Annotated in this window: 11 protein-coding genes and 1 pseudogene; 9 read left to right on the top strand and 3 right to left on the bottom strand. The window is 41.0% G+C overall.

From position 1 onward, the window contains the following. Positions 1–75 precede the first annotated feature (75 nt). Positions 76–1,497 carry an aldehyde dehydrogenase gene (locus DFP81_RS14120; RefSeq protein ID WP_115898552.1) on the bottom strand — a complete coding sequence of 474 codons (1,422 nt, stop codon included), beginning with the start codon at positions 1,495–1,497 and terminating at the stop codon, positions 76–78. 205 nt (positions 1,498–1,702) lie between these two features. Between DFP81_RS14120 and DFP81_RS14125 the strand changes: the two genes are divergently transcribed. Next, the gene (locus DFP81_RS14125) at positions 1,703–2,605 is read left to right on the top strand and encodes a helix-turn-helix transcriptional regulator (protein ID WP_115898553.1); all 903 of its coding nucleotides are present in this window, start codon (positions 1,703–1,705) and stop codon (positions 2,603–2,605) included. A 432-nt stretch (positions 2,606–3,037) separates the two neighbouring features. Next, the gene (locus DFP81_RS14130; protein WP_245959178.1) at positions 3,038–4,330 is read left to right on the top strand and encodes an OmpP1/FadL family transporter; all 1,293 of its coding nucleotides are present in this window, start codon (positions 3,038–3,040) and stop codon (positions 4,328–4,330) included. Positions 4,331–4,737: 407 nt separating this feature from the next. Here DFP81_RS14130 and DFP81_RS14135 read toward each other — a convergent pair whose 3' ends face one another. Together DFP81_RS14135 and DFP81_RS14140 are read right to left on the bottom strand one after the other, a co-directional pair. Further along, the gene (locus tag DFP81_RS14135) at positions 4,738–7,023 is read right to left on the bottom strand and encodes a GGDEF domain-containing phosphodiesterase (protein WP_115898555.1); all 2,286 of its coding nucleotides are present in this window, start codon (positions 7,021–7,023) and stop codon (positions 4,738–4,740) included. Positions 7,024–7,283: 260 nt separating this feature from the next. After that, on the bottom strand, positions 7,284–7,874 hold the full coding sequence (locus DFP81_RS14140; protein ID WP_115898615.1) for a hypothetical protein: 591 nt from the start codon (positions 7,872–7,874) through the stop codon (positions 7,284–7,286). 345 nt (positions 7,875–8,219) lie between these two features. On the opposite strand from DFP81_RS14140, the gene DFP81_RS14145 reads away from it, so the two are divergent. The 7 genes and pseudogenes from DFP81_RS14145 (at position 8,220) to DFP81_RS14175 (ending at position 15,657) form a co-directional block, all read left to right on the top strand. Then, complete coding sequence (locus DFP81_RS14145; protein ID WP_115898556.1) at positions 8,220–9,398, top strand: BaiN/RdsA family NAD(P)/FAD-dependent oxidoreductase; 1,179 nt, start codon at positions 8,220–8,222, stop codon at positions 9,396–9,398. Positions 9,399–10,144: 746 nt separating this feature from the next. Beyond that, a complete protein-coding gene (locus tag DFP81_RS14150; protein WP_115898557.1) occupies positions 10,145–11,215 on the top strand; it encodes a hypothetical protein in 1,071 nt (356 codons plus the stop codon). 82 nt (positions 11,216–11,297) lie between these two features. Continuing rightward, complete coding sequence (locus DFP81_RS14155) at positions 11,298–12,764, top strand: hypothetical protein (RefSeq protein ID WP_220342995.1); 1,467 nt, start codon at positions 11,298–11,300, stop codon at positions 12,762–12,764. A 344-nt stretch (positions 12,765–13,108) separates the two neighbouring features. Further along, entirely contained in the window at positions 13,109–13,555 is a 447-nt protein-coding gene (gene umuD, locus DFP81_RS14160; RefSeq protein WP_115898558.1) for a translesion error-prone DNA polymerase V autoproteolytic subunit, read from the top strand. 99 nt (positions 13,556–13,654) lie between these two features. After that, a pseudogene (locus tag DFP81_RS18460) lies at positions 13,655–13,723 on the top strand (DUF4113 domain-containing protein); the annotation flags it as partial. A 360-nt stretch (positions 13,724–14,083) separates the two neighbouring features. Next, positions 14,084–14,899 carry a TnsA endonuclease N-terminal domain-containing protein gene (locus DFP81_RS14170; protein WP_115898559.1) on the top strand — a complete coding sequence of 272 codons (816 nt, stop codon included), beginning with the start codon at positions 14,084–14,086 and terminating at the stop codon, positions 14,897–14,899. Next, positions 14,896–15,657 carry a hypothetical protein gene (locus DFP81_RS14175; RefSeq protein ID WP_115898560.1) on the top strand — a complete coding sequence of 254 codons (762 nt, stop codon included), beginning with the start codon at positions 14,896–14,898 and terminating at the stop codon, positions 15,655–15,657. The genes DFP81_RS14170 and DFP81_RS14175 overlap by 4 nt, the downstream gene beginning before the upstream one ends. Positions 15,658–15,963 lie beyond the last annotated feature (306 nt).

Raw genomic sequence — 15,963 nt, forward strand, 5'->3', positions numbered from 1 at the left:
AAAACTCCATAGGGTCCCGTTGCTTAATAGCAATCGGGGTAAGTGAACAAAATGGTTGGTAAAGCGTTTGTAGAACTAAATTTGGGGGGGAGGGCAATCGTCGTTTGCGATGGTGATCCAACGAGATTCAGTAAATTCATTAATCGAGTGACTGCCGCCAAAGCGCCCGTGACCGCTGGATTTCATACCGCCAAATGGGGCTCTAGCATCATCGGCTACCGTGGTTGAGTTGATATGACAAATACCGGATTCAATGCGTTTTGCGATATTCATTGCCCGATACGTATCTTGGCTAAATACCGCCGCGGCTAGGCCGAATTCCGTGTCATTTGCAATGCTTAGCGCGTCATCATCAGAGCAACAACGTACAATATGAACAAGTGGACCGAAGCATTCTTCATAATAAATGCGCATGGAAGGTGTCACATTATCGATCACGGTAGCGTCTAGATAACAGCCATTTACTGTGCCACCACACAGCACAGACGCGCCTTTTTCCACCGCATCATCAATAATTGCTTGCAGGCGTTTTCCGGATTTTGTGTCGATCAGTGCGCCCAGTTTGTGGGAAGCGTCATGATTTAAACCACTGGTAAGCGTCTTCGCTTTGGCCACAAAGAGTTGGGTAAATTCATCCGCGATAGGGTCTTGTAAAATGACTCGTTCAGTAGAAATACAAAGTTGGCCTTGGTTCATAAAAGCACCATAGCACGCCGCTTCGACTGCTTTGTCTAGGTTGGCATCATCCAACACGATAAAAGGGGCTTTACCACTGAGTTCTAAGATGCAGCGTTTAAGATGTTTGGCAGACAATTCCGCAATTAATCGGCCAACTCGAGTCGAGCCAGTAAAATTAATGTGCCGTACCGCTGGGTGAGAGATGAGTGATTCGACAACATCGCCAGCCTCATCAGGGCGGTTAGTAATAATATTAATGACATTTTCTGGAAAGCCAGAATCCTTGATGATTTCAATCACCCGTTGATGGGTTTTTGGGCAAAGTTCAGAGGCTTTTAAAATAACAGTGTTGCCACAAGCCAGGGGCAATGCAATTGCTCGTACTGATAATAGAATAGGGACATTCCAAGGTGGAATACCCAAACAAACCCCAACAGGTTGTCTCACCGCAAGGGATAAGGAGTGAGCCGAACTATTAGGTAATAAGTCGCTGTTAATTTGGGTCGTTAAACTTGCCGCTTCTTGTAGGAATTCAACGGCGATATCAATGTTCATGTCTAGAAAATTATCGGCTGAACCGACTTCTTCGGCCGCGATTTTCTTTAATTCTGCACTGTGCTTTCTAATGTTTGCCGCGGCATTTAATAATAATTTTCTTTTCTCTTCAGGATTAACAGTAGACCAGTTAGAAAATGCTCTGGCTGCTTTGTCGGCAAGCGCAACGGCCTCATGCGACGCTTTTTTGTGATCCATATGGGCAAAAGGCGAGTGTGATAAGGGCTTTATTTGATGATTCCGTATCAAATTTTCTGTGTTCATAATGTGTTACCTATCCTGACTCCGCTTATTGTTTTTATTGCAGTATTCAGTCTATCGTTGGGCTTTTAAAAAAGCGCCTGTTGATGTTTTTTTTATTGTGAATTGATTATTAATTAGACTGAACCCAAGGTAAATGTTATTTTTTGGTCTATAGTTGTTGATATTTGGTTTTTGCGCGATGTTTTTTTAATTAGGTTTACTTATTATGAATCAATCCGTTTCCGTTAATATTCATGTCCATGCTCGCAGTGAAATTCATGAAACCACCTTGTCTCATAAAAAAATAGAGCCCAAGCGGGGTATTTATGAAGAGTTTGCCCATGTGTTTTTTTTAACCTCTGGTAATGCTTTATTGGACGCTGCAGGGCAGCAAATAGAAATGCAGGCGGATTCCATTGCCTATATACCGGTCTCGGGCTCATTTTCAGTCGCGATAGAAGCAGGCAGTACGGGCTACCTATTAGGCGTGTCACAATATTTGCTGATTGAGTTATTAGGATCCAGCGCAGAATCTGTGTTGCTTCGAGAATTTTCGGAGCGAAGTACCTACCTAGATGCACCCGATCGTCACTTTATTGAAGAGTTTCATAATCTCGCCCAAGGATTCATCAATGAACTGAGTGACGACAAGCGAGGCTCTAGAATGGCAATTGCTTCCTACTTTAGCTTGATCTTGATGGGCTTGTGGCGTGTTTCTGGCAGCCAAGAGTCTGCCGATCAAGGCGTAGGGGAAATCAAAACATTATTGCAAAGCTTTCGCCATCTTGTGGAAATACACTATCGGGAGCGTTGGACAATTCAGCAATACGCCGCCGCCTTATTAGTAAGCCATGATCGTCTTCATTCCATATGTACTCGAACTTTGTCTAAAACGCCGAGTCAATTGGTTCAAGAAAGGGTTATTTTTGAAGCAAAACTACGCTTAGAAAGGTCAGGGAGCAGTATTCAACAATTGGCGCATAATTTAGGGTTTTCTGATGCCACTACTTTTAGCCATTACTTCAAGCGTTACTCGGGTAGCACTCCAGCCGCTTTTAGACGAATGATTAAAAAGCCACATTTAGTGAGCGCGGATTCATTATCGTTTGGGCATGCTGATTGGCCATAGTGGGATATTGTGGTGCCTATAAAACGCTGGACCAAGAAAATAGAACAGGGAAGGCGATTTTAACTCTAAATGTAATCTTTTGTATTATTTTGCAAACCTTCTTATGTATTTATTAGTGCTTTGGTGAGATCAAATAGCCGTAGGTTTATTTTCACTGTATTCTCCAAATTAATAATTTCTAAGGATTTTCTTCATCTTTCATTATTTTATTACGCGTTCTTTATGCTTTTTGATAAATATTTACCATTTCGATATTTGAAATAATTATAAGGAATAATGTAAATATGATGAAATGCGCTATGGTAATATCATTTGTGACACTACTATAATGACTGCGTATTAGAAGAAGCAGGAATGCTTTTTTTATTGATGACGAAAATAAAAATAAGAATGGAGTGACTCATGACTACCTCTTCAAGATGCTCATCTACAATGTTCAAAATCAGCCTTGTTACCTTATCTGTAGCAGCGGCATCATCTGCGTATTCCGCAGGCTTCTCTCTTGGTGACCAAAGCGCCACTGCGTCAGGGTCAGCACTTTCCACGGCGGCGGCGTCTAGCGAAGACATTTCTTTTAGCTATTGGAACCCGGCTCTTTTCCTTAATGCGAAGAAAAATACTTTCTATATCTCTGGGGCTTACATTATCCCTAAGATGGACGTGACTAATATTGAGGCAACTGATGCAAATAATCCAACTGGGAACACAGCAGTAGATGGATCTACAACTAACACAGACTCGGTAGATAATACCATAGTGCCATCCTTGTATTACGCCATGCCGTTATCGGATGATACAGTCGCGGGTATCTCTATTAATGCGCCGTTTGGACTTTCGGGTGATTATGGGGACGACTGGGCAGGGCGCTTCCATGCTACGGAAACTGCGCTTCAAGACATTGCCTTAAGTTTCTCTCTCGCGCACCGTGTTAATGATTGGTTCTCAGCCGGTGCCAGTGTGCAGGTGCATAAAGCAGAAGTGACTTTAAAATCACAAGTAGGGAATACTTCATCCGCTTTAGGAGCGGGTGCTCTTGAGGGTAGTGGGGATATTGAAGCGGATGATATCGGCTATGGTTATAGCCTAGGTGTATTATTTACTCCTGTGAAAGGAACTCGTATTGGTGTGGGCTATCGCAGTAAAATCGACTTTGATTTTGAAGGGGATGTGAAGTATAACAATGTTGATAACCTATCAAGTGCTAACTTAGTGAATGCAGATGTTAGTGATTCATTGACATTCCCTGATGTCTTGACCATCAGTTTAGAGCAAGCATTAACGCCTAAATTGAAATTGGGCTTGAGTGTTATCCGCACTGGTTGGAGTTCTATGGATGAAGGTTTAAACATCGACTTCGACAGTGACCAACCAAATTCAGTACTCACATTTGGTTTTGAAGACCAATGGATGTATTCTGCGGGTTTAACCTACGACTACTCTAAAAAGCTAACACTGCGTACCGGTATCGCTCGTGATAATTCACCAGCGACCGATGAATATCGTTCCGCGAGAACTCCAGATGGAGATCGTACCTGGTATTCAGTGGGGGGAACGTATCACTTTAATGACGCTTCATCCGCGACCTTTGCCTACACCTATGTAGATATCGAAGAAGTATCGGTGGATCGAGATGGAACAGGTGAAGACAGTGCACGAGGCTCTTACAGTGCAGATTATTCTTCTTCTGCCAGTGTTATCTCCCTCGCTTATAACATGTCTTTCTAACCGAAGTTAGTTGTTCATCGGTTAATAGCCGAAGGTAGAAAAACAAGCCAGACCTCTTATCAGGTCTGGCTTTTTACTGTCTGCACCCTAGCAATATATTCAGCTTTAAATCATCGAATAGCGTGCTGGTGACACTAAACGTAGCCAGATTCTAGCCGTAGCCAAGTACCTACGCTTTCTAGTGGCTGTGATTTTCTAGTGCATGTAATGCAGTGGCGTTGGCAAAAGTATAAATATAGCGAGTGTGCGGCTATCGCTGTGTAGGTAGATATTGGCAGCTGCGTCTTATGAAAGACGCTTTATTGGCTCTTGTCGCAAGACATAGGTGAAGGAGGGGCTGTGTTTAGTCTACTAGGAAGCGGCTTATCTAGACAAAAATACAGTTAGTCATACACATGAGGTGTCGACTAATACACCATGCGAAGTTCTTTGGCTTTCTGATGATTGTTATTGGTCCAGTCAGTCATAGGGGCAGGTTTTGCGAAGTAATAGCCCTGAAGAGTGTTGCAACCTAGAGCGATCAGTAAATTGGCTTGCTCTTTGGTTTCAATGCCTTCGGCGATGACTTTCATATCAAGCGAGCGCGCAAGTTGAATCGTAGATTTAACAATGTCTAAGTGGCGCTGATCATCTGGTAATGGCGACACAAAGCGGCGATCTATTTTGAGCACAGTTGCAGGTATGTCAATCAATTGCCCCATGGTGGCTTGGCCAGTGCCAAAATCATCAATGGCAATCACAAAGCCATATTGGTGTAAGGCTTTTAAGCGTTTATGTATCAGAGGGTTGGTCATTACTGGGCTGGTTTCGGTGATTTCAAGCTCAAGCATGTCACTCAACCAGGAGTGATCGGCTGCCAGAGACATTAATAGTGCAAAGAAAGCATCGTTCATCAGCTCTTGGCCCGCTAAATTAAACGCAACGGGAGTGCGAATGTGCTCATCGTGCCAATCTTGTAACACAGGGATTAATGAGCGTAATAGGTTTTCTGCCAACGTGGGTAATAAACCTAGTTTCTCTGCCACTGCAATGAACACAAAGGGAGAAACAAAATTACCATCTGCTTTTTGCCAGCGAGCGAGAGCTTCAAAAGAGCAAACTTGGCCATCAGGGGAAACTTGAGGCTGCAACCATAGGGCAATGTCATTACGCTTTATTGCATCGCCAAGTTGCAAACCTAATTGATGTTCTTGAACCAGTTTATTTTCTAACTGGTGATCGTAGTAAGAATATCTCTCTACACTGTTTGAATACTCTAGCGCCATCTCACAGTGTTCTAATAGTTGTTCTGCCGTTTGACCATCGTTTTGGTAGTAGGCGATGCCCACTTGGAAATCGATATTCAGTACCTTGCCATCCATTCTGATATGTTCAGGTAGTACAGATTTTATCAGAGCAGATAAGTTTCGTTGAATGAGGTAAGCCTGGCCTAATGGTAAAAAACAAGCGAATTTAACACCACGCAAACGACTAATGATTGTTTGATCGGACAGCTTACTCTGTAGTGTTTTGGCAAAACTAAGAATGATGCGATTAGCGTTGTCTTTTCCATATTGCTTATTTAGCAATTTAAATTGGCTTATGCGAATGATAAACATCGCACCAGTGTAGTGGTTTGTTTCCTGCTTAATTTTACGGTTTACCTGATTACAAAAATTCTGAAAATTTGGCAAGCGAGTAAGCGCATCAAAATGCACCAAACGGCTATTTGTCTCTTGAGAGTTCACTAATTCCTGTTTCATTGCCTTCAAATGGGTAATGTTTTGCAAATGAAGCATATAGTGGCCGTGATTGGTCAAAGTGGCTCTGTGAACTTCGATAAAGACATCTGTGTCTCTTTTTAACGCGCACTCTACTGCATTAGACTGCCAGAAATACCTCTCTGTTTTCTTGTTTAGTGGCATTAACCAAGACTGGATTTTGCTGTTTTCAATTTTATCCGTTTCGTTCAAACCCAACAGATGGTGAGCCGATCGGTTGGCTTTAAGTACCTTGCCATATTTGTTACAGAGAATGGTCGGGTTGCCGGTGTGCTCAAAGATCTCTTCATACAGGCTGTAATTTCTATTTAACCGACGATACAGAGATTCTAGATGAGTGGTGTTGTGCTCTAGAGTGTACATGATTCGAGAAACAGCAAAAGGCAGAGCAAAGTTCAAAGTGACAAAGGTCAGTATTTGAAAGTAAAAAGAGGTAAAGGCAGGCACTACGCCTGTTGAGGTATGGGCTTCTAAACTGTGTGAGCCGCTGACAATTAAATAAAATGAGCCAAGATTGGCAAAGCTAAGTAACAGGGAAAAACGGAAATTAAACAGCAACCTTGCCATTAAAGGCAAAGAGTACAATGAAATTAAACCATACTTTGCAGCGTGAGCATCATTCGACAGAGTAACAAGAGACAAACCAATAAAGGTCAGTGTACTCAAAAATATTAATGAGCTTATTTGTGTGTATTTTTTGCAGAAAAAGAGTAAGCCAACCAACAATGCCAAGCAAAGGCTATTGATCACTAAAAACAACTCACTTTCTGCGACAGAAGTAATGAAAAGGCTATTAAGCTCAACACCCAGAAAAACCAGTGAAGTGAATGTGATAAGAATGCGTAAAGCACTTTGCTGGAAAGTACTTTTGTCGTATTGGCTAAGTTGATCACTATCAACTAAGAAATATGCTTTAAAAAAGTCAATTAACATCGATTAACTTCGCTAGCCCTAAGAAAAACCTGAATCATTTCAGGGGATTACTAGAGGCTACCGAAAAATTTAGTTAATGACCATCCTGTTTACACTGATAAATAAATAAAATAGCAAAGAATTCGTCAAGATAGTGTTCCATCATGGTCAATTCGCTTTTTTATGATGTAATTTTGAACAATTCATCCTTTTTGTCAGTAAATTTGTAGAAAAACAAGCAATCTGTTTTAGCCGTTTAGGGCGTTAATATTTCCTCTGATTTAGCTTTTGCATTGGTAGTGGAAATTATTTTTCATTGCTGTTTTCAGATCATACTCACATGCGTTTTCTCTCATCAGGTCGTCACCTTCCCAAGAGACACTCATAACCGCTGGGGCAGTTTGTCCATAACTTGGAATAAAGCGATAGGCGGCAATCACGTCGATGCTTGTGTTAGGTCCTAATTGCACGCTTTGTCCCACTAAACGCTGATGGGTGTCTATGTTATAGAGGGTGTAATCTGTGGTGTATTCACGTCCTCCATTTTCGTGTTCAAAATTAAGCCAGATTTTACGGTAGGTCTTTGACTCGTTAGTCGGGTTGTTAAGTCGTAAACGGGTATAAATTATTTGCGCTTGGGTAAGGCTTGGTTGAGACTGCTGGGACACTTTTAAGTAACCAGTGTTGCCTTTCTGCCATGGTGTTTTGGCGCCAAAAGAGGCGTCTACAATCTCGATGTTTTGTTTTTTTAGCTGCGCAGTAAGGTACTGGGACGCGTCTTTTATGGGGGCATATAAAGCAAGAGCGGCAAGAGCGCCAATAATAATTTTATTTAGATTCTGACTTGGTTTTCTAATACGTAAACTAATCATATCCACAGCCTCGGTCTCTATTTTTACTGTTTGTTTGTACAGTACTGTATATAAAAACAGTAAAGCTGTATAGATGTTTCTGTAAGATTGTGTGATTTTTGTGCTTCTTTTTAGATTTAGCCAGATAAATCAACACAATAAAGAAATCTAAAAATAATGTTTGATTTTATGTATCTCATTGAAATATAAGAGTATATCGGTGATTCCCACAGCCTTCTTCACGGTTTTTGTGGACAAAAAATTACGTCCATATTTTTTAAGCATTTCAATGGCTTTTGTGAGTTTTAATGGCAATATAAACACCAGTCTCTATAATGCTGCCAACTTAAAAAGTAGAGGTTTCAAGTGGAAAAGGTAGATGTGGTAATAATCGGCGCTGGTGCATCCGGTTTGATGTGCGCGGCAACGGCGGCTTACCGTGGTAGAAAGGTAGTCGTGTTGGATCATGCGAATAAAGCCGGTAAAAAAATCCTGATGTCGGGGGGTGGCCGCTGTAACTTTACTAACATGGATGCGGCACCAAAACACTTCTTGTCTGACAATCCACACTTCTGTATTTCAGCGTTGCGTCGTTATTCACCACAAGATTTTGTTGATTTAGTTGATCGCCATGGGCTGGATTACGTAGAGAAAACACCGGGTCAACTTTTCTGTGAGCACTCAGCAAAGGACTTACTTGAAATCTTACTCACCGAGCTCGAATGGTCTGGTGCAAGATTACAATTAAACAGCAAAATCCATGCTATTGATTATCAAGCAGAGCAAACTGTGATCAACACTAATCAAGGTGACTTTTGTTGTGACTCTTTAGTGGTGGCAACCGGTGGATTATCGATTCCAACCATGGGGGCAAGTGGTTTTGGTTATGAAATTGCGAAACAAGTAGGGCATGATATTTTGCCAACGCGGGCAAGCTTAGTACCGATCACTGTGCAGCCAGATCGTAAGGCACAACTGGCTGAGCTATCTGGCATTGCTTGTGACATTGTTGCCAGCGCAAACGGCACCAGCTTTCAAGAGCCGATGCTATTTACTCACCGTGGTGTCAGCGGACCTTCTATTTTACAAATCACCAATTTTTGGCAGCCCGGAGAAGAGCTGACAATTAATTTGGCCCCAGAGTTAACGCTTGAAAGCCTACAGGCAATCCGTCAAAACACGCCAAAGAAAAGCTTTGAAGGTGTGTTGTCAAATCAGCTACCAAAGCGCTTAGTGGAACTGATTAAAGGGCAGTTTCCTTGGTTAAACGAGCGCAGTGCCCAAACCTCCAATGAGCAAATCGAAAGCTTACATGCTTATCTCTCGCGTTTTGACATCGCTCCTAATGGCACCGAAGGTTATCGCACTGCAGAAGTGACCTTGGGTGGCGTCAACACCAATGAAGTGTCCTCTAAAACCTTTGAATCCAGTAAGCAAAAAGGCCTGTATTTTATTGGTGAAGTACTTGATGTAACCGGCTGGTTAGGTGGATATAACTTCCAATGGGCATGGGCCAGCGGCTTTTGTGCAGGACAACATGTGTAGCTGGATCGTTGGAATTAAAGTGTTAACTTTTTAATTGAACTGTTAACTTTCTCCGGTTTTGATGGAATTAAACCGTTAACTTTTCAGCCCTAATTTTCCTCAAATCGCCCCAATGCTAGATGCAATGGGGCTTTCAGAGTTTTTCTCGCAAAATCCCGCCAAAAATGGAATTGAAGTGTTAACTTTCTAGTTTGCACTGATGTGGTGCAATAGAGATTGAAGAATGGTTTGACGATTAGTGTAAAAAGCTGTCTAGTTAAGGCTGCTCGATTCAATCAACGAACGAGAAGAAGGGATGGAAACTTCTCAACAAGATAAAGCGGTTACTGGATGCTACTGCCGCAGCCTGCGGCGATGCATCGGCACATTATATGGGCAAGCGGTCTCCAATCGTTGGAAACGAGAAAGATTGAGGTCGAACTAACACAAAGCTCTCAAGCGTAAATAAGAACATCTCAAGCTATAGAATACTCATCAGGTCAAAGAGCCTGAGGACATAGCCTGCCTATGTTCTTGTCATCGAGCTTGGAAAGAGGTAAAAATTACAAAGATAAGAGAGCGGAAAAGCTCAAAGTAAAGGGTGTTCAATACGACTAAAAAGCAAAAGCACTCAAAAACGAACCGCAAAAATACAGGGAAGTCACATCATGAAAAAAGCAAATTCCCTATATAAAGAAGCGGCCGCTCAGCAGACGGTTATAACTGCGGCTGCGCCGCACTATAACCCTTAATTGTTAGCTCACTCAGTGCAAACCATCAATATTGAGGATAATGTGCTTTTAAAGGGAAATGCTAAAAGAACTTATGATTGGTTCATACAAAGGTTGCAAGAACTCGATTCTGAAAAAGCATCTAAAAATGGGATGTTAGCTCGACATGATTGGTGGAGATATAACTACTATAAACAGCCATATTTATTACTCGAAGACAATGAAACGATCATTGAAAGGTTTACGGACGTTTTTACAAACGGTCTTGAGATTTCCCATGAGGGTAAAATCAGCGTAACTCCAATGGTTCAGAATGATCAAAGACTTGCCCAGTTGTTTACGGAGCTTATAGAAGAAACAAATTGGCGGGGAGTTCTAAACCAAGACTCAATGTCGATAGCACGGGAGCAGATTCAATCATATTTTGAAAATGGCACTCCTATAGCTGTTCAACTATTTGAAGGGGTTGAAGGAGACGGCAATAACAACTGGCTCTTGAAATTCTCTAAAAAGAAATATGTTCAAGAAATGTTCACGCATGGACGTTTCCGCATATCACCAGCATCAGAATATGCAAAAGGCAGTCACATTCGTGCGATCAAAGATTTAGAAACGGTTAGAAACTATAGATTAAAAGCAATAAATGAAATATTAAAAGGTAACGACAGTTTCGAATTTCAGGGAGAAAAATCTCATATAGAAAATGGGGTTGTTCCTATAGAATTCGTAATGGGTAATTATTTTTTATTCTGTACTTGCAAAGAGATTAGTCGAAGAATGCCAACTGACTTTGAGTCAGATGCTGTATTAATAATCAAAGACAAAAAAGAATTTATAGCTCGCCTCGAAGCAGAGTTACTAATAAGCTATCCAGACTGGGAATTCCTTGAGGGTGATGTTTACTATTACGACCCTTACCATGATCTTCCAACCGACCGGAACCAAGAATTTTATAAGCATCTATCGTATACATACCAAAAAGAACATCGATGCATTCTCAGGCCTAAAAAGCCTGAAGATTACATAGAGCATCTTGAACCATTTTTTATCCAGTTGGGTTCATTGAGTGATATTTCAGAAATGCTCTATATTGATAGCAAAAATTAGAGACCGTAAGCTAACAAGTAAATCCAGGTGACGCCTTCGGCGCACCTGATTTAGGCGTTATCTCCTCAAAGGAATTTGAAATATGGCAAAGCCTTCGAAGAAGGAAAAAAGAAAGCAGAAATCAAAAATAAAAGCTAAGGCTGCTCGTCGTGCAGTGCACGATAGGAATAGTGAAAGAAAATTAGCAGAGAACATTCTTAGATTTGGAAAGAAACTTACCCGAAGACAGTTTGATGCATATTGTTACTGCCGAATGCCCTTAGTACGTTTTAGCGCAGAGGAGATCGAATGGTACTCGCTTTTTGATAATAAGCTTCTAGGGATCGTGATTAGAGATGTTACAGATAACGATTATGGATTCATCGTTCTAGGTAGGGATTCAAGAAGATTATTTCGTTGCCTCGAAGTTAGTAGAGAGTTTCATGATACTCCAGAAAAGGCACGAAAAGATCTAGCTAGGAAGATTTTTCAAGACTATTTAGGAAAGGCTCAGGATATATATCCACAAGGCGACGAAACTGATGCAGGATTTGATCTATTTGCAGATGTTATTCCTGAAAATGAGCAGCATCATGGCTACAGAATACTTAAGAATGAACCTCGATTTGAGGCGGCTAGGAATATCGTATCTGAAATCGTAAATTCGTTTGTTGATAATGATGGGCATTTTGAGCGAGAATTTCAGTCAGTAAATTTCCAAGCTAGATTATGGGAATTGTATTTACACATATACATTCATAACGCAGGCTTAATGGTAGAAAACAATCACCCAGCACCTGATTTTGAAGTTTCTTTCTTTGGAGAAAAAATATTCATTGAGGCCGTGACAGTCAACCCTTCTGAGAATGCAAATCGTCCTGATTTACCTCCTCCTCAGACACATGAAGAAATTGAGGAGAGATTAAACGATTTTATGCCTATCAAGTTTGGAAGTCCCCTATTCAGTAAGCTGAAAAAAAAGTACTGGGAAAAAGAGCATGTCTCGGGAAAGCCAATTATTTTAGCAATTCATGACTATCACAACGATAATGCGATGACGTGGTCACGAACAGCTTTGTCAGAATATTTGTATGGGATAAGAACACGTATTGTCGATGGGAAGCCCTCCGTAGAGGATATAGAAAAACATAGTTGGGAAGGAAAAGAAATACCTTCTGGATTCTTCTTCCAAGATGAAGCTGAAAATGTGAGCGCAGTGCTTTTTAGCAATCAAGCAACAATTCCAAAGTTTAATCGCATGGGGAAAATAGCTGGATTGGGCAGTGCTGATGTCAAGATGATTAGGAATGGATTCTTATATAATCCAGATCCAGAAGCTATTCATCCTATCCCATTTACTAAAGATTTAGATGATCCTGATTATGAAGAATCATGGTCAGACGGGCTAATAATGTTTCATAACCCAAATGCGAAAAATCCTGTAGATCCAGATGTATTCTCTGATATTAGTCATGTATTCTACTCGAAAGAAGAAGGCTTCTATGGATATCATCAGCCTTACGATGTTCTTGGTTCAATCACAGTAGTGGTTACAGAGGCCAAAGAATGAACATAACAAGCGGCTGCTGTCGGACTGGCAAAAGCGGGTATTAAGCCTCAAGAGAGATGAATTACGGAAATGACGTCTTCACAAAAGCTAGCAGATATCGTTCGAAAACAATTGGGGTCAGATGAAGATAGAGCACTGACCTCATCCGTATTCCCCAGACACACATTACGTCACCTTTAAATTTCCCCCCCCAATCCCATCCGCATTTTTCTCAATTCTCGATCCAGCTTGACCTGTCGAGTCTGCAGGCTTGTGTGCTGAGCCTATAAACACCAAAACCTGTTGTCGCAATCCGTTGCTAAAATTATGCTGTATATTTATACAGAAATTGGGTTTTGCGCATTATGAAGGTCATGTATCTTGGCTCTGCTGAATCGGCCGATTTTATTTCAATCAATAAGTTAAACATTCCGCTCTATGTTGAGTCGGTGTCGGCGGGGTTTCCGTCCCCAGCCCAAGACTTTGTGGAGCGTACGTTGGACTTGAACGAGCTGTGCATTCAGCACCCGAGTGCTACCTTCTTTGTTCGTGCTCAAGGGGATTCAATGGTTGAAGCGGGGATTCACTCAGGAGATATCTTGGTGGTGGATCGATCGTTAACGGCTCGCCATGAGGACATTGTGATAGCGTGCCTGCATGGTGAAATGACAGTTAAAACCCTTGAATTAAAACCTCATGTCTTGCTTCGTCCGAAAAACAAAGCTTATCGTCCCATTCTGATAACAGAAGACTCTCAGCTGGAGATTTTCGGTGTGGTGACTGGGGGTGTCCGTAAACTTGGGCGTGGCTAATGAATACAGTCTGAATACCTTATTCATGCTTGGTGGATGACAGGTTTTAGCGGAAAACGCACCGAATTCTTCGCCTCCCAGGGCATCACTTAGCAATGGTCCATGAAGCGTGAGTATTTGTCCCCAGCATACACCACTCGATGGAGTGCTTTACTGCTTGTTTACTAAATAATTAGGATTTTATGTCTTCATATTACGCAAAAATTGTGATTTTTTGTAATCGGGTATTTATGATAATTTTTGTATAATATTATTGTTTTTCTAAAAAATATTAGTTTAAAGCTAATTTTTTGAGTGTTTTTTATTACTTTTATAATATTGTATGTCAAAAGATAATTTTATATTTTAAGTTGTTGTTTTTGATTGTTTTTTTTTGTTTATTAAAGAAATAAAAATTTCAAAATTATTAGTTATTTTTAATATTATTTATTTTTTTAAATAATATCTAATGGTTGAATTTCTCTATGTTGAATTGATTTTAAATTCGTGTGATTTAATATTCATTGAGTTTTTAAATCGGTTCATAAAATGAGACAAGTTAATCAAAATAAACGCTACGCAGAACATCACGAATCATTCGTAAATTTAGAGATCCCCTATATTCCTATGATTCGTACAATGGACTTTACTCGGTCGTCTGGTAATCGATCTAAAGTTCCTCATTTCAGTGACTCTGATCGCTTGATTCATTTTATGTCTGTCAATGAACGATGGGCTTTTCTTCAGATACTTTACAACTACGATGTGATTGATGTCTATGAACAATGGGCTATCGACCTCGAAAGTTCGATGTTGATATGCCAAGAGCTGAACATCAAGCATCCTAGAATCCCTAGGGAGTCAGGCTGGGCTTATCAAACCTTTGATTTATTGATGAAGCTAGATGCCTCTAACGACGACCTTTGTGAAGAAGATGTTAAGTGGCTTGCAATAGCGGTGAAATCAAGTCACCACGCCTCGAATAAACGTGTAATCGATAAACTCTTAATTCAAGAAGCTTACGCTCACATGAAAGGGTATGAATTTTGTCTGATTACAGATGATGAAATTCGGAATGTATACAGTGAAACATTAGACACTTTGTATTTTCACTACCAACTACGCCCCTCGACAGAAATTTACTACGACACTTGGTTGAGCACTTTTCGTGGTGAGCTTTTGTTCAACTCAGATATGCGCTTAGGGAAACTCATCAAGGCTGTGGCATCCAGTGTTGGTATCGAAGATGAAATGTCCGCTCATTTCTTTTGCCACGCTCTATGGTGCAAAGATTTTACGATGGACTGGGAGCAACGCCTTCGGTATGAGCGAAGTGCTGAGTCTCTAGGGGTGATGCCACTATGAATAATAGCACGTTGGCTGCTCAAAACTTCGGCTCTCTCCCTATTGAAGTATGCGATCCTTTCAACAAGTTTGAAGTCATAAAATTGAAAGAAAGTAATTACGGCGAGGTTGATCCTGTAGTGATCGGTGCTACTGAAATACTAGCAGACTCACTTATCGTTCATATTGATCATGATCGGGGGGTGGCTTTTTTAATGAATATTCGTACTAAGCCTAAGAGACCAAAAAAAGTCGCGATCACTGATTTAAATGAAGCAATTCAAAGTAAAGAGGTCATCCGAGTACGTAGTTTTAAGAGAAGCCGAAAGGTTCACTTAGATGATTTGAGTGACAGGGAGTTGCAGTTGGCTAGAGAGCGATTCGCCATCATTGAGTCGATTGGTGACCTGCATGAATTCTTTGGTAATAACTATGGGAAAGAGATTATTACTGGTGTTGCTGAAGATCATGATTACTCGAAAACGCATGTATACAACATACTTTGGACTTATTTATACAATGAGTGTAGTTATGCTTCGCTAGGGAAAGGACTTGGTGACGCTGCCACCCGTATCCCCAAGAAAGAACGTAACATTACAAAGCCACTGGGTAGGAAGAGTAATAAAGAGAAGCGGCTAGGTGTGGCTACTCGTAAAATGCTTATGCCGGAGGATTTTGAGAACCTTGATAGTGGTCGTCAGGTTTCATCTACATTTGACCTAACAGGGTTGCCTGAGGTAGCTGGCCCAATTCAAAAATATTGCGGCGCATTCAAATAAAAGTTCGCTATTTGCGAATTTGGTTGACAGGTGGTGCGCCAATAACTAAGATTTACAGCGTAGTTTTAAAAGAGAGATTTCGCCAATAAATTGGTTTATGTACGCATAAATCGAGGGGGAAACCCTACCTACTTCACGTGTCTGTTACGCATACTCACTGTATCGCCTGACAATACATGCTGAAAAATTCGCAAATTTTGACGAGTCAAATTTGCGTGAAACCGGGGGCATTGTTTTGATTACTCTCAGCTCTTTTGAAGGCGAGATCCACATCGAAAAGCAACAATTCAGTTGTTTGGGTTATGT

The organism is Marinomonas pollencensis (genome assembly GCF_003387375.1).
GTDB lineage: Bacteria > Pseudomonadota > Gammaproteobacteria > Pseudomonadales > Marinomonadaceae > Marinomonas > Marinomonas pollencensis.